The organism is Streptomyces xantholiticus (assembly GCF_014651015.1).
GTDB classification, from domain to species: domain Bacteria; phylum Actinomycetota; class Actinomycetes; order Streptomycetales; family Streptomycetaceae; genus Streptomyces; species Streptomyces xantholiticus.
On the sequence record NZ_BMWB01000018.1, the window covers coordinates 1 to 16,451 of the forward strand.

Genomic DNA, 16,451 nt, shown 5'->3' on the forward strand with positions numbered 1-16,451 from the left:
TGTACTCACCCTCGCGGGCTTTCCTCCGGGCGCTTCCCTTCGGTCTTGCGTTTCCGACTCTACCAGACTCTTTCGTGTCCGATTCCCGGCCGACGGGATTTTGCTTGCCTTTCAGTTCTCCGCTTTCGCGTTTCCCTTTCCGGCGACTCCGACTTTATCAGAGGTTCTGAGTCGGAATTCCCCGCCCCCTCCGGGCACCACGAAGCACACATGAGTGTGGGGGGTTCCCGTCCAGGCGGAGCCGTAAACGTACTGGAGCGGGGCGCCCCGATGCAAATCGGGGGCCCCGCTCCGGTGTTGGCGCCCTCGGACGCGCTGTCCGACGCCGCGTCAGACCTCGACGACGACCGGAAGGATCATCGGACGCCGGCGGTAGGTGTCTGAGACCCACTTGCCCACCGTGCGGCGGACGAGCTGCTGCAGCTGGTGCGGCTCTGCGACGCCGTCCGAGGCCGCCCTGGCGATCGCGTCTTCGATCTTGGGCATGACGCCCGAGAACGCCGCGTCCTCGATACCGGACCCCCTCGCATGGATGTTGGGTCCGCCCAGGACCTTGCCGGTCGTGCTGTCGACGACGAGGAAGACGGAGATGATGCCTTCCTCCCCGAGGATCCGGCGGTCCTTGAGCGCGGGCTCGGTGACGTCTCCGACGGACAGGCCGTCGACGTACACATAACCGGCCTGGACCTTGCCGACGATCTTGGCCTTGCCGTCGACGAGGTCGACGACCACGCCGTCCTCGGCGATCACGATGTGGTCCTTGGGGACACCTGTCAGAGCGCCGAGCTCCGCGTTGGCGCGCAGATGGCGCCACTCGCCGTGGACCGGCATCAGGTTCTTCGGCTTGCAGATGTTGTAGAAGTACAGCAGCTCGCCGGCCGACGCGTGGCCCGAGACGTGCACCTTGGCGTTGCCCTTGTGGACGACGTTGGCGCCCCACCGGGTGAGACCGTTGATCACGCGGTACACCGCGTTCTCGTTGCCCGGGATGAGGGAGGAAGCCAGGATGACCGTGTCGCCCTGCACGATCCGGATCTGGTGGTCGCGGTTGGCCATCCGGGAGAGGGCGGCCATCGGCTCACCCTGGGAACCGGTGCAGACGAGCACGACCTCGTGGTCGGGCAGATCGTCGAGCGTCTTGACGTCCACGACGAGTCCGGCCGGGACACGGAGGTAGCCCAGGTCACGGGCGATGCCCATGTTGCGGACCATCGAACGCCCCACGAAGGCGACACGCCTTCCGTACTCGTGGGCGGCGTCGAGGATCTGCTGGATGCGGTGGACGTGGCTGGCGAAGCTGGCCACGATGATGCGCTTCTGGGCGTTCGCGAAGACGGTGCGCAGCACGTTGGAGATGTCGCGCTCGGGCGGCACGAAGCCCGGCACCTCGGCGTTCGTCGAGTCCGAGAGCAGGAGGTCGATGCCCTCTTCGCTCAGCCGCGCGAAGGCGTGCAGGTCGGTGAGGCGCCGGTCCAGCGGCAGCTGGTCCATCTTGAAGTCGCCGGTGTGGACCGCCATGCCCGCCGGGGTGCGGATGGCGACGGCCAGCGCGTCCGGGATCGAGTGGTTGACCGCGATGAACTCGCAGTCGAAGGGGCCGATGCGCTCACGTTGGCCCTCGGCCACCTGGAGGGTGTACGGGCGGATGCGGTGTTCCTGGAGCTTGGCCTCGATCAGAGCGAGGGTCAGCTTGGAGCCGATCAGCGGGATGTCCGGCTTCAGCCGGAGCAGGTACGGGACGCCGCCGATGTGGTCCTCGTGGCCGTGCGTGAGCACGATGCCGTCGACGTCGTCGAGGCGGTCCCTGATGGTGGTGAAGTCCGGCAGGATCAGGTCGATGCCGGGCTGCTCCTCCTCGGGGAAGAGGACGCCGCAGTCGACGATCAGCAGCCGGCCGTCGTACTCGAAGACGGTCATGTTGCGGCCGATCTCGCCGAGACCGCCGAGCGGGGTGACGCGCAGGCCGCCCTTCGGCAGCTTGGGCGGCGCGCCGAGTTCAGGATGCGGATGACTCAAAAGACTCTCCTCACCATGTACGCCACCTACCGCTGGGGCACGTGGCGTACATGACATTCATGCACTTGCTGTTGTCTGTGTACAGCCGGGTCCGTCGGCCGACCGCGGTGGGTCGGCCCGGGGCGGTCTCGCCGGCCGGTTCTTCGCCTATTCAGTTGTGAAGTCTGTTCAGAGCTGTACCCCGCCGGCCGCCAGGTCGAGCTTGAGCTGTGCGGTTTCTTCCGGGGAGAGCTCGACGAGGGGCAGCCGCAGCGGACCTGCCGGCAGGCCCTGGAGGGTCAGTGCCGCCTTGGTGGTGATGACGCCCTGGGTGCGGAACATGCCGGTGAACACCGGGAGCAGCTTCTGGTGGATCTCCGTGGCCTTCTCGACGTCCCCGCCCCGGTGGGCGTCGAGCAGGGCGCGCAGTTCCGGGGTGACGACGTGGCCCACGACGGAAACGAAGCCGCAGGCGCCGACGGAGAGCAGCGGCAGGTTGAGCATGTCGTCGCCGGAGTACCAGGCGAGGCCGCTGCGGGCGATGGCCCAGCTGGCGCGGCCGAGGTCGCCCTTGGCGTCCTTGTTGGCGACGATCCGCGGGTGGTCGGCCAGCCGGACGATCGTCTCGGTGTCGATCGGTACACCACTGCGGCCGGGGATGTCGTAGAGCATCACGGGCAGACCGGTCGCGTCGGCGATGGCCGTGAAGTGCCGGAACAGGCCCTCCTGAGGGGGCTTGTTGTAGTACGGCGTCACGGCGAGCAGGCCGTGTGCGCCGGCGCGCTCGGCGGCGCGGGCGAGCTCGATGCTGTGGTGGGTGTCGTTGGTGCCGATTCCGGCGACGACATGTGCCCGGTCTCCTACCGCTTCCAGCACTGCCCGTACGAGCTGGTCTTTCTCCGCGTCGCTGGTGGTGGGCGACTCGCCGGTGGTGCCGTTGACGATCAGGCCGTCGTTGCCTGCGTCCACCAGATGGGCGGCCAGTTGCTGGGCGCCTGCGAGGTCAAGTGCGCCGTCCGCCGCGAACGGCGTGACCATGGCGGTGAGGACCCGCCCGAAGGGGGTCTGCGGAGTGGAGATCGGAGCCATGGGTAACACGCTACTCGCTGCTCAGCGCCGGGGGTCCCCTTGGGTGGCGTGAGGTACGACGTGGCATGCGGAGCCCGGCACTGCCTGCTCGGGGGTTCAAGCAGTGCCGGGTCCGTTTGATCAGCCTAGATGAACTTCTCGAAACGCCGCAATACGGACACTTCGCTGCGCCTGCCGCACATCTGTGCCCTGCCTGGCCGGTGCCCCTGTGTGCCTTATGGGGCGATGCGCCCGTTGGCGTTGAAGGCGGCGTACGTGAGCGGCATGAGCTTGGCCCAGTGCTGCTCCATCTTCTCGCCGACCATCTCGATCTCACGCTGTGGGAAGGACGGCACCTTCGCCTGCTCGTGCTGGGTGCGCAGACCGAGGAAGTGCATCAGCGAGCGTGCGTTGCATGTGGCGTACATCGAGGAGTACATGCCGACCGGAAGGACGGACCGGGCGACCTCACGCGCGACGCCCGCGTCGAGCATCTCCACGTACGCCTCGTAGGCCTGGCGGTAGGAGTCGACCATCACCCGGCCGGTCAGCTCCTGCTGGGCCTGGGTGCCCTCGACGAACACGTACTTGCCGGGGCGGCCCTCCTGGACGAGCTTGCGCTCGGCGTCCGGGATGTAGAAGACCGGCTCCAGACGGCGGTAGCGGCCGGACTCCTCGTTGTACGACCAGCCGGCGCGGTGCCGCATGAACTCGCGGAAGACGAAGATGGGGGCGCTGATGAAGAACGTCATCGAGTTGTGCTCGAAGGGGCTGCCGTGCCGGTCCCGCATCAGGAAGTTGATGAGGCCCTTCGAGCGGTCCGGGTCCTTCGAGAGCTCCTCCAGCGACTGCTCGCCCGCGGTGGAGACGCGGGCGGCCCACAGCACGTCGGAGTCTCCGGCGGTGTGCTTCACCAGCTCGACGGTCACGTCGCTGCGGAAGCTGGGCTCGGCCATCTCTGCGGGGGTCTCACTCACCGGCGGGGTCCTTCCAGTTGCATCGCTCGGGGCGGCGCCCACTCTACGGCGCGGCACCGACAGCGCCGACCACGACGGCCGCTGGAGGTGTCCTTTGGTCAATTCGGGGAATTCGGGCACCAAATGACCCTTGCTTTCGTCTGTACCAGTAGCAGTGTTCAACCACACAGCGTCGATGACGCAGCCTTCCTCACGAGTTCCTTGGAGAGTCCCCGATGTTCCTCCGGCGAGAAGCCGTCCCTTTCGCATTCGTCGCAGAGGCCGACGCCTTCCGCAGTAATGTCACTCCCCCGCCGCGCGTCCGTCCCAGCCGTTCACAGCTCGCGGGCCGGGCGCTCGTCGGGCTGACCGTCGTCGGCGGGCTGGTCGGGTCCCTGCTCTTCGGGCTTCCCGCCCTGGAGACGGACCGGACGCCGGCTCATTCCCAGAAGTCCGAAGCGTCACGAAACCGCTGACGCCGCCGCCCGACGACACGGAAGGCACCCCCATGGCCCCCCTGGGGTGGTCCACGTCCGGCGGCCTCGGTAGCCTCACCCGGGCACAGCCCAACCGAGTGTGCCGGTGAGTGAGGATCAGTCGTGCCCCTGCCCTTTCTGACGGCCGACCGTGCTTTTGACACGCAAGCGGACGACGTCGCACTGCCTTTCGACGATCGCGACCAGTGGCGGCGTCCGTACCGCCCCGGGCCGTGGCGGGTGGGGGCCGCTGCCCTGCTGTTGTTGCTCGCCTCGTTCGTGCTGATCGCGGCAGTGATCACCGCCTTCGCCGGGGCCCTGTCCGGTGCCGGGGCGTGTTTCCTGCTCGGTCTCGTCGTGATCGCGGCGGCGCTGAGGCTGCTGCGCATGGGCGTCTGGGTCAGCGGGCACGGCCTGCGGCGCGTGGCCTTCTTCTCGACCAGCACGATCCCGTGGCGCCGTACCGCCCAGCTGCGCACGGTGCAGCAGCCGGTGCGCTGGCTCGGCATGCCCCGCACGGTGCAGGGGCAGGCGTTGGTGGTCGCCCGGCAGGGTGAGCCCCTCACGCTGCTCACCGACCACAACGCCGACTTCCTGTCGCGCCCCGAGGCCTTCGACCGCGCCGCGGACACGGTCGAGGCGTGGGGCGCCGAGTACCGCACCGGCTGACACCGGCCCGGTACGGCGTCAGCTCGGGACGGACCGGCCGTCGTGCAGGGCGATCGCCCGCTGCATGGCCCGCCGGGCCCGCGGTGTGTCCCGCGCGTCGTGATAGGCGACGGCCAGCCGGAACCAGCAGCGCCAGTCGTCCGGTGAATCCTCCGTCTCCGCACGTCGCTTGGCGAACACGGCGTCCGCGGAGTCGCGGTCGATGCGTCCGCCGGGCGTGCGGACCAGCTCGTCGGCCGGCAGTCCGCCTTCCGCCTCCAGTTCCGCGGCCAGTCGGTTGGCCCGGCTGACGAACTGGGTGTTCTTCCACAGGAACCAGGCACCGATCACCGGCAGGATCAGCACCGCGACCCCGAACATGACGGTGAGCGCGGTGCCCTGTTTCAGCAGCATCACACCCCGGCTGCCGACCAGGACGAAGTAGACGACCAGGACGGCAGCCGTGAGGAAGTACGTGATCTTTGCGCGCATGGTCCGCTTCAGCCGAGGTCGAGGAAGTTCTCCAGGCCGAACGTGAGGCCGGGAGCAGATACGACACGGCGCACGCCGAGCAGGATGCCGGGCATGAAGCTGCTGTGGTGCAGGGAGTCGTGGCGGATGGTGAGCGTCTCGCCCTCACCGCCGAGCAGCACCTCCTGATGAGCCAGCAGGCCGCGCAGCCGCACCGCGTGCACCGGGATCCCGTCGACGTCCGCGCCCCGCGCGCCGTCCAGGGCGGTGACCGTGGCGTCGGGCTGCGGCGCGCAGCCGGCCTCGGCACGCGCCGCCGCGATGAGCTGGGCCGTGCGGGTCGCGGTGCCGGAGGGGGCATCCGCCTTGTTCGGGTGGTGCAGCTCGACGACCTCGACCGACTCGTAGTAACGGGCGGCCTGCTGAGCGAACTTCATGGTGAGGACCGCGCCGATGGAGAAGTTGGGGGCGATGAGCACCCCGGTCTCCGGGGAGGCCGCGAGCGAGGTGTTCAGCTGCGCGAGCCGGTCGTCGGTCCACCCCGTGGTGCCGACGACGGCGTGCATCCCGCGGCGTACGCAGAAGTCCAGATTGCCCATGACGGACGCCGGGGTGGTCAGCTCGACGACGACCTGGGTGCCGGACTCCACGAGGGTCTCCAGCTTGTCGCCGCGGCCGAGCGCCGCGACCAGTTCCATGTCGTCGGCGGCCTCGACCGCTCGTACGGCTTCGGAGCCGATACGGCCCTTGGCACCGAGTACGGCCACGCGCAGCTTGCTCATCGCTTCGTTTCCTTAAGGGTTAGGAGACCGCTTCATGGAGGCGGTCCGCCTGCTTGTCCTTGAGCGGGCCGATGACCGACAGCGACGGGCGCTGTCCCAGTACGTCCGCGGCCACCGCGCGCACCTCGTCGGGCGTGACGGCGGATATCCGGGCGAGCATCTCGTCGACCGACATCTGGGAGCCCCAGCACAACTCGCTCTTGCCGATGCGGTTCATCAGCGCGCCCGTGTCCTCCAGGCCCAGAACCGTGGAGCCGGAGAGCTGGCCGACGGCGCGGCGGATCTCCTCGTCGGACAGCCCCTCGGAGGCCACCCGGTCGAGCTCACTGCGGCAGATCTTGAGCACGTCGTGGACCTGGTTGGGCCGGCAGCCCGCGTACACGCCGAACAGGCCGGTGTCCGCGAAGCTGGAGGTGTACGAGTACACGCTGTAGGCGAGCCCGCGCTTCTCCCGTACCTCCTGGAAGAGACGTGAGGACATACCGCCGCCAAGGGCGGTGTTCAGCACGCCGAGGGCCCAGCGGCGGTCGTCGGTACGGGCGAGGCCCGGCATGCCGAGCACGACGTGCGCCTGCTCGGTCCGGCGGCTGAGCAGGTCGACCTTGCCCGCGGTGCGCAGGGCGCGGCTCCCGTCGCGGGGAGGAGTCGGGACGGCGTCCGTACGGGACAGCGCGCCGGCCTTCTCGAAGGCGCGGCGCACCTGGCGTACGACCGTGGCGTGGTCGATGTTGCCCGCCGCGGCGACGACCAGGTGGGTCGGGTCGTAGTGCTTCTTGTAGAAGCGCCTGATCCGGTCCGCCGTCAGGGCGTTCACCGTGTCGACGGTGCCGAGGACCGGGCGGCCCAGGGGGGTGTCGCCGAACATGGTGTGCGCAAACAGGTCGTGCACACAGTCGCCGGGATCGTCCTCGGTCATGGCGATCTCTTCGAGGATGACGCCGCGCTCGGCGTCGACGTCCTCCTGCAGGATCAGTGAGCCGGTGAGCATGTCGCACACCACGTCGATGGCGAGCGGCAGGTCGGTGTCGAGCACCCGCGCGTAGTAGCAGGTGTACTCCTTGGCCGTGAAGGCGTTCATCTCGCCGCCGACCGCGTCGAGGGCGGCGGAGATGTCGAGTGCGGAACGCTTCTTCGTGCCCTTGAACAGGAGGTGCTCGAGATAGTGGGTGGCGCCGCCGAGCGAGGGCGTCTCGTCGCGCGAGCCGACGTGCGCCCAGATGCCGAAGGTGGCGGACCGCACGGACGGCAGGGCCTCCGTGACGACACGCAGCCCGCCGGGGAGGGTGGTGCGCCGGACGGTGCCGATGCCGTCCTTGCCCTTGAGCAGGGTTTGGGTACGGGCGACGGCCCGCGCCTCCGAGGAGGTGCGGGCCGTCGCCTGCGAACTACGGGACGTCACTTGTCGGTGTCGTCCTTCGCCTCGTCCTCGCCCTCGACCACGGGGATCAGGGAGAGCTTGCCGCGGGAGTCGATCTCGGCGATCTCGACCTGGACCTTGGAGCCCACGGCCAGCACGTCCTCGACGTTCTCCACGCGCTTGCCGCCGGCGAGCTTGCGGATCTGCGAGATGTGCAGCAGGCCGTCCTTGCCCGGGAGCAGGGACACGAACGCACCGAAGGTCGTCGTCTTGACGACGGTTCCCAGGTAGCGCTCGCCGACCTCCGGCATGGTCGGGTTGGCGATGCCGTTGATCGTGGCACGGGCGGCCTCGGCGGCCGGGCCGTCGGCGGCACCGATGTAGATGGTGCCGTCGTCCTCGATCGTGATGTCGGCGCCGGTGTCCTCCTGGATCTGGTTGATCATCTTGCCCTTGGGGCCGATGACCTCACCGATCTTGTCCACGGGGATCTTGACGGTGATGATCCGCGGGGCGTTCGGGGACATCTCGTCCGGGACGTCGATGGCCTCGTTCATCACATCGAGGATGTGGAGGCGGGCGTCGCGGGCCTGCTTCAGCGCGGCGGCCAGGACCGAGGCGGGGATGCCGTCGAGCTTGGTGTCGAGCTGCAGCGCGGTGACGAAGGTCTTGGTGCCTGCGACCTTGAAGTCCATGTCACCGAACGCGTCCTCCGCACCGAGGATGTCGGTGAGGGTGACGTAGTGGGTCTCGCCGTCGATCTCCTGGGAGATCAGGCCCATCGCGATACCGGCGACGGGGGCCTTCAGCGGCACACCGGCGTTCAGCAGCGACATGGTGGAGGCGCAGACCGAGCCCATGGACGTCGAGCCGTTGGAGCCCAGCGCCTCGGAGACCTGGCGGATGGCGTACGGGAACTCCTCGCGCGTCGGCAGCACCGGCACGAGAGCGCGCTCGGCGAGAGCGCCGTGGCCGATCTCGCGGCGCTTCGGGGAGCCGACGCGGCCGGTCTCACCGGTGGAGTACGGCGGGAAGTTGTAGTTGTGCATGTAGCGCTTGCGGGTCACCGGGGAGAGCGTGTCCAGCTGCTGCTCCATGCGGAGCATGTTCAGGGTGGTGACGCCCAGGATCTGGGTCTCGCCACGCTCGAACAGCGCGGAGCCGTGCACCCGCGGGATGGCCTCGACCTCGGCGGCGAGCGTACGGATGTCCGTGACGCCACGGCCGTCGATGCGGACCTTGTCCTTGATGACGCGCTCGCGCACCAGGGTCTTGGTCAGCGAGCGGTAGGCGGCGGAGATCTCCTTCTCGCGGCCCTCGAAGGCCGGGAGGAGCTTCTCTGCGGCGACTGCCTTGACGCGGTCCAGCTCGGTCTCGCGCTCCTGCTTGCCCGCGATGGTGAGCGCCTGGGCCAGGTCGGACTTGACCGCGGCGCTCAGCGCCTCGAGGACGTCGTCCTCGTAGTCCAGGAAGATCGGGAACTCGCCCACGGGCTTGGCGGCCTTGGCGGCGAGGTCCGACTGCGCCTTGCACAGGACCTTGATGAAGGGCTTCGCGGCCTCGAGACCGGCGGCGACGACCTCCTCGGTCGGCGCCTCGGCGCCGCCCTTGACGAGCTCGATCGTCCGCTCGGTGGCCTCGGCCTCGACCATCATGATCGCGACGTCGCCGTCCTCCAGGACGCGGCCGGCGACCACCATGTCGAAGACGGCGTCCTCGAGCTCGGTGTGTGTCGGGAAGGCGACCCACTGACCGCGGATCAGCGCGACACGGGTGCCGCCGATAGGGCCGGAGAAGGGCAGGCCGGCCAGCTGCGTGGAGCAGGAGGCGGCGTTGATGGCGACCACGTCGTAGAGGTGGTCGGGGTTGAGAGCCATGATCGTCTCGACGACCTGGATCTCGTTGCGCAGGCCCTTCTTGAAGGAGGGCCGCAGCGGGCGGTCGATCAGGCGGCAGGTGAGGATCGCGTCCTCGGAGGGCCGGCCCTCACGACGGAAGAAGGAGCCAGGGATCTTGCCGGCCGCGTACATGCGCTCCTCGACGTCCACCGTGAGGGGGAAGAAGTCGAGCTGGTCCTTGGGCTTCTTGGAAGCGGTGGTGGCCGACAGCACCATGGTGTCGTCGTCCAGGTACGCCACAGCGGAACCGGCGGCCTGCTTGGCCAGGCGGCCCGTCTCGAAGCGGATGGTGCGGGTGCCGAAGGAGCCGTTGTCGATGACGGCCTCGGCGTAGTGGGTCTCGTTCTCCACCAGCGGTTTCTCCTACATATCGTCTTTTCGTCCGACCGACCCGTGTGGCCGGGGACGGTGGTGGAGAAGCGCGCCTTGGGTGCGGGCCGGTCTTCGATCGAAGCACCCGGGGTGATGTCCGGGGGCCACTACCGAGGACCGGCGGCGAGGAGGCGGCTTCTCGTGGCTTGTGCCGTTGTGCGACCAGACTAATTGGCCTCGGGCACATCGCGCACGTACAGCAGCATGTGCGGCTGGTACGGCGAGTAAAGCAAAGGGAGCGGCTCCCTCGGCGGGGGAACCGCTCCCTTCACGGCGTCCTACTTGGCGCCGGCCGCACCGCGGCGGATGCCGAGCCGGTCGACCAGCGCACGGAAGCGCTGGATGTCCTTCTTGGCCAGGTACTGCAGCAGGCGGCGACGCTGGCCGACCAGGATCAGCAGACCACGACGGGAGTGGTGGTCGTGCTTGTGGGTCTTGAGGTGCTCGGTCAGGTCCGAGATACGACGGGAGAGCATCGCTACCTGGACCTCGGGGGAACCGGTGTCGCCCTCCTTGGTGCCGAACTCGTCGATGATCTGCTTCTTCGTAGCGGCGTCGAGAGACACTCGGTACTCCTCATGGTGATTCGATGCGCCCGCGAGTGCCCCTGGTCTCTGTCTCAGGGGAGCTTCCGTGACTCGGAGGCGAGGGCCGATGGGCGGTGCACCCGGATCACCGGGGACGCGTACACAGACGGCCGTCACACAGCGTACCAGTCTGCTCGAGCCCCCCTGGCCGGGGCCGCTAGCTGGTGAGCGAGCGGGCCGCGTTGTAGACGTCGAGCACGGCCAGGCAGAGCGGGACCAGGGAGAGGAGCACCGCGCCTTCGGCGATGTCGAGAAGGCGGCCCCAGAAGGGCGAGAGGCCCTTCTTCGGGATGACGAGACCGATCGCCGTGATCAGCGCCGCGCCGGCGGCCACCGCGGTCGTGAGCCAGATCGTACGGATGTCCAGGCCGGCCCGGTCCCCGTACATCAGCAAGTCCTTCATCAGGTCGACCGGCGGGTTCAGGGAGAGACCGAGGACGAGCAGTGCGATGGCGGCGATGCCCGCGACCAGGGCGCAGCCGACCTGGGAGGTGTAGCGGAAGAGGCGGGCGCGCAGCAGCATCGCGAGGCCGGCGGCCAGGGCCAGCAGCTGGCCCCAGATGTTGCTCGAGAAGCCGAGCACGGCGGCGCAGCCGACGACGACGGCGGCGCAGCCGCCGACCAGGCCGAGCAGCATCTCGTGGCCGCGGCGCGCCTGGGCCGCGATCCGCTCCGCGTCGACCGGCTCCGCCTCGGGTGTCACGTCGGGGTCCGCGTAGGCATCGCCGTCGAAGTCGTCCCCGGCGCTGCGGGGCGCGGCATAGCCGATGGGCAGTCGGGCGAAGCGGGCGGAGAGGCCGGGCAGGAAGGCGACCAGGCCGATGGCGACCGGTACGACCACTGCCGCCGTTTCGGTCGCGGACGACTCGGTCGTGATCGCGACGAAGGTGGCGAGGGTGCCGGTGACGGCGAGGAAGGTGGCCGCGACGAAGGGGGCGTCGCCGCTCGGTGTGAGGGCGACGAGCGCCACCGAGGCGATGAGCACGGTCACACAGCCGAGCAGGAACTGGAGCCGGCCGGGCCCCTGGCCCGCGTCCGGTCCGATGATCCCGGAGCCCGCGATCAGCAGGAGCGGCAGCGCGCCGAGTCCGAGGGCGACGGCTGTGGCACGGTCCGCGTAGACGCGTGCCCGTACGCCCGCGAACGCCGTGAGGAGCACACCGGCGGCACCCGCGATGATGCCGGGCAGGCTGTGCATGTCGTGGCGGACCGGATCGGCGAACCACAGCACGAAGCCCATCAGGACCAACAGGACCACACCGCCGACGAGTCCGGCCCCGCGCAGCAGGTCGTCGCTCCACAGATGCCGGTCACGCACCACGGCGGAGGCCACCGCGTCGGAGACGTCGTCGAAGACGGCCGGAGGCAGTGACTCGCCGAAGGGGCGCAGGCTCAGCACCTCGCCGTCCAGCACCTGTTGGGCGGCCAGGGAGCGGGCACCGTCCAGGACCGTGCCGTCCCGGCGGACCAGGTGGTACCCGGTCGGTGTGCCCGCGGCCTGGGTCTGGCCGGTCAGGCGCAGGATCTCCGGGTAGACGTCGGCGACGGCGATGTCCTCGGGGAGGGCGACATCGATACGGCTGTCCGGCGCCACGACGGTGACGCGGCAGAAGCCGGTCGCTGCGGTCGTACTCACGTGTGTGGACCCCCTGATTCGCGGTTGCGCACGATGCGCGCGCCACCCTACCGGGACACGCCGGACCGGTCTGCAAGTAGGATCACCGTCGCGCGGAGGGGAGCGCGCCGATCACCCGGTCCGGGGACGTCGGTGGCGGAAAGGGCCCATCCGTTCTTCCGTCCGTCTCGAGGGATTGATGCTCCGGTGAGCCAGATCGTCGTGAAACGCCCGCCGAGGTCCCTGCCGCCCGAAGTTCCCAGCGAGGAACTGATGCTGGAGGCGCCTCCGGAACTGCCGCGCGGCCAGCAGGAGGGCATGCTGATGCAGGTCCTGCCGGTGCTCGGCATGGGCTCGTCCGTGGTCTTCTTCTTCTCGCCGCAGGCGCCTCCGTTCATGCGCATCATGGGTGTGCTGATGCTGGTGTCGACGGTGGCGATGGTGATCGCACAGGTCGTCAGACACCGACGAGGTACGCAGGGGCAAATGGCCGATGTCCGTCGCGACTACCTCAAATACCTCGCGCAGACCCGTCGCACGGTGCGCAAGACGGCGCGCAAGCAGCGTGACGCACAGCTCTATCTGCACCCTTCCCCCGAGCAGTTGTGGTCCGTGGTGGCCGAGGGGTCACGCCTGTGGGAACGGCGCGTGGGCGACAAGGACTTCGCGCAGGTCCGGGTCGGTCTCGGCGCCCAGCAGCTCGCGACACCGCTTGTCGCACCCGACACGGCGCCCGTCGACGAACTGGAGCCGCTGGCGGCCGGTGCGATGCAGCAGTTCCTGGCGACGCACGGCTCGTTGGACGGACTGCCGATGGCGGTCTCGATGCGCGCCTTCTACCACGTGACCGTCTCCGGTGAGCCGGAGTCGGCGCAGTCCGCCGCCCGTGCACTCGTCGCCCAACTGGTGACGCTGCACTCGCCCGAGGATCTGATGCTGGCGGTGGTGGCCGCGCCGGGCGCGGTCACCCGGTGGGACTGGACGAAGTGGCTGCCGCACACCCAGGTTCCCGGCCAGGTGGACGGCGCGGGCACCAAGCGCCTGTTCGGCGACGACCTCGGGGAGCTGGAGCAGCTGATTCACAGCCGGCTCGACGGCCGGCCGCGGTTCAGCCGCGAGAGTCAACCCGTGCTGGACCAGCCGCACATCGTGGTGGTCCTCGACGGCGGGATGGTGCCGCCGGACTCGTTGTTCGCGGCGGCCGAGGGGCTGCAGGGCGTCACCATCGTCGAGATCGTCCCCGGGGATCTGGACGAGCCGCGCGGCGGGCTGTCCATAGTGGTACGGCCCGGCCGGCTCAGGCTGGAGTCGGGTTCCCGAGTGGCGTACGAGGGGGTGCCCGACGGCATCTCGCTGCCCGCCGCGGAGGCGCTGGCCCGGCAGTTGGCCCCGCTGCGGATGGGCGGTGGCGACGACGACGAACCGCTGCTCGCCAACCTCGACTTCACCGATCTGCTGAACCTCGGCGACGCCGCCGGGATCGACGTTGCCCGCACCTGGCGGCCCCGTTCGGTGGCCGAGCGGCTGCGGGTCCCGATCGGTGTCGGCGAGGACGGCCAGCCGGTCATGCTGGACCTCAAGGAGGCCGCTCAGGAGGGCATGGGCCCGCACGGCCTGTGCGTCGGCGCGACCGGTTCCGGCAAGTCGGAACTGCTGCGCACCCTGGTGCTCGGACTCGCCGTGACGCACTCCTCCGAGACGCTCAACTTCGTGCTCGCGGACTTCAAGGGTGGTGCGACGTTCGCGGGAATGTCGCAGATGCCGCACGTCGCGGCCGTCATCACCAACCTGTCGGACGATCTGACGCTGGTCGACCGCATGGGCGACGCGATCCGCGGTGAGCTGCAGCGCCGCCAGGAACTGCTGCACAAGTCCGGTAACTACGCCAACATCCACGACTATGAGAAGGCACGAGCGGCCGGCGCCGCCCTGGAGCCGCTCGCCTCGCTGGTGCTGGTGCTGGACGAGTTCTCCGAACTCCTCACCGCCAAGCCGGACTTCATCGACATGTTCATTCAGATCGGCCGCATCGGCCGCTCGCTGGGTGTGCATCTGCTGCTCGCCTCCCAGCGTCTGGAGGAGGGCAAGCTGCGCGGCCTGGACACGTATCTGTCGTACCGGATCGGTCTGCGCACCTTCTCGGCGGCCGAGTCGCGTACGGCGATCGGTGTCCCCGACGCGTACCACCTCCCTTCGGTGCCGGGTTCCGGCTACCTGAAGTTCGGTACGGACGAGATGACCCGTTTCAAGGCGGCCTACGTCTCCGGTACGTACCGCACCGGCGGCCCGGACCTGTCGGTGGGACGGCTGCCCATCGAGCGGCGGCCCGCGGTGTTCACCGCGGCGCCCGTACCGGTCGTGTACGCCGCTCCCGATCCGTCCGCGAGCGCCGGGCCGAGCACCTCGGACGACGCCCTCGCGGACACGGTCCTCGATGTGATCGTGCGCCGTCTGGAGGGCCAGGGCGTGCCGGCGCATCAGGTGTGGCTGCCCCCGCTGGACCAGGCACCGACCCTGGATCAGCTGCTGCCCGGTCTCGCTCCGACCGCGGATCGCGGTCTGACCGCCACCGAGTACACCCGGCCGGGTGGTCTGGTCGTCCCGCTGGGGCTGATCGACAAGCCGTTCGAGCAGCGGCGTGAGGTGCTGTACCGGGACTTCTCGGGTGCCGCGGGCCACATGATGGTCGTCGGTGGTCCTCAGTCCGGCAAGTCGACGCTGATGCGTACCCTGATCTCGTCCTTCGCCCTGACCCACACACCGAGCGAAGTGCAGTTCTACGGGCTGGACTTCGGCGGTGGCGGTCTCGCCTCGCTCGCGGACCTGCCGCACGTCGGCGGCATCGCCTCCCGTCTCGACCCGGAGCGGGTGCGGCGTGCCGTCGCCGAGGTGATGGGCGTACTGAACCGGCGCGAGGAGTTCTTCCGCGCAGCCGGCATCGACTCGATACAGACGTACCGGCGCAAGCGGGCCGCCGGCGAACTGCCGGGCGAGGCCTGGGGAGACGTCTTCCTGGTCATCGACGGCTGGGGCGGTTTCAAGAACGACTACGAGATGCTGGAGCCGATCGTCTCGGACATCGCGGCCCGGGGCCTCGGTTACGGCATCCACGTCGTCATCACCGCCGCCCGCTACATGGAGGTGCGCGCGGCCCTCAAGGACCAGATGCTCGGCCGGCTCGAGCTGCGCCTGGGCGATGTGATGGACTCCGAGTTCGACCGCAAGGTCGCGGCGAACGTCCCCGCCGGGGTGCCGGGCCGCGGGCAGGTCCCGGAGAAGCTGCACTTCATGACGGCGCTGCCGCGCATCGACTCGGTCAGCAGCGCCGGTGATCTCGCCGACGGCTCCGCGGCGTTCGTGCAGGCCGTCAAGGGCCACTGGTCGGGACCGGCGGCTCCGACGGTCCGGCTGCTGCCCCGCCGGCTGCCCGCGGAGCAGCTGCCGAAGGGCTTCGAATTCCCGCAGCACGGCATCGCCATCGGCATCGACGAGACGAACCTGGAACCGGTGTTCGTCGACTTCGAGACGGACCCGTTCCTCATGGTCTTCGGCGAGAGCGAGTCCGGGAAGACCAATGTGCTGCGGCTGGTCGCCAAGCAGATCTGTGAGCGGTACACACCGGAAGAGGCGCGCATCGTGGTGGGCGACTACCGGCGCACCATGCTGGAGGCGGTCCCGGCGTCCCATCTGCTGGAGTACGCGCCGATGGCGTCGGCCATGGAGATGCACATGGACGCGATCTCCACCGTGATGCAACGGCGTGCGCCGAAGCCGGACATCACGCCGCAGCAACTGCGCGACCGCAGCTGGTGGTCGGGCCCGCAGCTGTTCGTCGTGATCGACGACTACGAGCTGGTCGCCACCAACTCGGGAAACCCGCTGGCGTCGCTGGCGGAGCAACTGCCCTACGCACGTGATGTCGGTGTCCGCTTCATCGTCGCGCGCAACGCCGCAGGCGCGTCCCGCGCCATGTACGAGCCGTTCATGCAGCGCATGAAGGAACTGGGCGCCCAGGGTGTCGTACTTTCCGGCAACCCGGGCGAGGGGGACATCATGGGCAACGTGCGGGCCCGTCCGATGCCTCCGGGCCGGGGCACCTTCGTGTCACGCAAGAGGGGCAACCCTCTGGTGCAGATCGGCTGGTACCCGGGGCAGTAGTCGCACATCCCGCCGACCCACGGTCGCCATGCACGGTGCCCGGCCGCTCGTCAAGACCGGCCGTGCCC

General features: G+C 69.2%; 12 protein-coding genes. 3 read left to right on the forward strand and 9 right to left on the reverse strand.

Annotated elements, in window-relative coordinates; genetic code table 11:
* Positions 1 to 330: 330 nt before the first annotated feature.
* The 3 genes from IE198_RS23600 to thyX form a co-directional block, all read right to left on the reverse strand.
* Positions 331 to 2,016 carry a ribonuclease J gene (locus IE198_RS23600; protein ID WP_189889835.1) on the reverse strand — a complete coding sequence of 562 codons (1,686 nt, stop codon included), beginning with the start codon at positions 2,014 to 2,016 and terminating at the stop codon, positions 331 to 333.
* A 168-nt stretch (positions 2,017 to 2,184) separates the two neighbouring features.
* Positions 2,185 to 3,084 carry a 4-hydroxy-tetrahydrodipicolinate synthase gene (dapA, locus tag IE198_RS23605; protein ID WP_189889837.1) on the reverse strand — a complete coding sequence of 300 codons (900 nt, stop codon included), beginning with the start codon at positions 3,082 to 3,084 and terminating at the stop codon, positions 2,185 to 2,187.
* Between the two features lie 215 nt (positions 3,085 to 3,299).
* Positions 3,300 to 4,040, reverse strand: coding sequence for an FAD-dependent thymidylate synthase (thyX, locus tag IE198_RS23610; RefSeq protein ID WP_189889839.1), 741 nt, complete (start codon positions 4,038 to 4,040; stop codon positions 3,300 to 3,302).
* 215 nt (positions 4,041 to 4,255) lie between these two features.
* Between thyX and IE198_RS35500 the strand changes: the two genes are divergently transcribed.
* Positions 4,256 to 4,495 carry a hypothetical protein gene (locus tag IE198_RS35500; protein ID WP_100109486.1) on the forward strand — a complete coding sequence of 80 codons (240 nt, stop codon included), beginning with the start codon at positions 4,256 to 4,258 and terminating at the stop codon, positions 4,493 to 4,495.
* A 123-nt stretch (positions 4,496 to 4,618) separates the two neighbouring features.
* Positions 4,619 to 5,164 (forward strand): SCO5741 family PH domain-containing membrane protein, encoded by a 546-nt coding sequence (locus IE198_RS23615; protein WP_189889841.1) that lies wholly within the window; start codon positions 4,619 to 4,621, stop codon positions 5,162 to 5,164.
* Positions 5,165 to 5,182: 18 nt separating this feature from the next.
* On the opposite strand, the gene IE198_RS23620 is transcribed toward IE198_RS23615, so the two are convergent.
* The 6 genes from IE198_RS23620 to eccD form a co-directional block, all read right to left on the reverse strand.
* Positions 5,183 to 5,635, reverse strand: coding sequence for a tetratricopeptide repeat protein (locus tag IE198_RS23620; RefSeq protein WP_189889844.1), 453 nt, complete (start codon positions 5,633 to 5,635; stop codon positions 5,183 to 5,185).
* 8 nt (positions 5,636 to 5,643) lie between these two features.
* Complete coding sequence (gene dapB, locus IE198_RS23625) at positions 5,644 to 6,396, reverse strand: 4-hydroxy-tetrahydrodipicolinate reductase (RefSeq protein WP_189889846.1); 753 nt, start codon at positions 6,394 to 6,396, stop codon at positions 5,644 to 5,646.
* A 19-nt stretch (positions 6,397 to 6,415) separates the two neighbouring features.
* Positions 6,416 to 7,795, reverse strand: a complete 1,380-nt coding sequence (locus IE198_RS23630; protein ID WP_189889848.1) for a M16 family metallopeptidase — start codon at positions 7,793 to 7,795, stop codon at positions 6,416 to 6,418.
* Positions 7,792 to 10,002, reverse strand: coding sequence for a polyribonucleotide nucleotidyltransferase (locus IE198_RS23635; protein ID WP_189889850.1), 2,211 nt, complete (start codon positions 10,000 to 10,002; stop codon positions 7,792 to 7,794). Before IE198_RS23635 ends, IE198_RS23630 begins: the two co-directional genes overlap by 4 nt.
* Positions 10,003 to 10,301: 299 nt before the next feature.
* Entirely contained in the window at positions 10,302 to 10,589 is a 288-nt protein-coding gene (gene rpsO / locus IE198_RS23640; RefSeq protein WP_189889852.1) for a 30S ribosomal protein S15, read from the reverse strand.
* A 178-nt stretch (positions 10,590 to 10,767) separates the two neighbouring features.
* The gene (gene eccD, locus IE198_RS23645; protein ID WP_189889854.1) at positions 10,768 to 12,246 is read right to left on the reverse strand and encodes a type VII secretion integral membrane protein EccD; all 1,479 of its coding nucleotides are present in this window, start codon (positions 12,244 to 12,246) and stop codon (positions 10,768 to 10,770) included.
* Positions 12,247 to 12,432: 186 nt separating this feature from the next.
* Between eccD and eccCa the strand changes: the two genes are divergently transcribed.
* Entirely contained in the window at positions 12,433 to 16,383 is a 3,951-nt protein-coding gene (eccCa, locus tag IE198_RS23650) for a type VII secretion protein EccCa (protein WP_189889856.1), read from the forward strand.
* The last annotated feature ends 68 nt before the right edge of the window (positions 16,384 to 16,451 follow it).

Excerpts from the sequence above, each read along its gene's own strand:
- dapA (WP_189889837.1), bottom strand. The coding sequence starts at position 3,084 with ATGGCTCCGATCTCCACTCCGCAGACCCCCTTCGGGCGGGTCCTCACC.
- IE198_RS35500 (WP_100109486.1), top strand. The coding sequence starts at position 4,256 with ATGTTCCTCCGGCGAGAAGCCGTCCCTTTCGCATTCGTCGCAGAGGCC.
- IE198_RS23620 (WP_189889844.1), bottom strand. The coding sequence starts at position 5,635 with ATGCGCGCAAAGATCACGTACTTCCTCACGGCTGCCGTCCTGGTCGTC.
- dapB (WP_189889846.1), bottom strand. The coding sequence starts at position 6,396 with ATGAGCAAGCTGCGCGTGGCCGTACTCGGTGCCAAGGGCCGTATCGGC.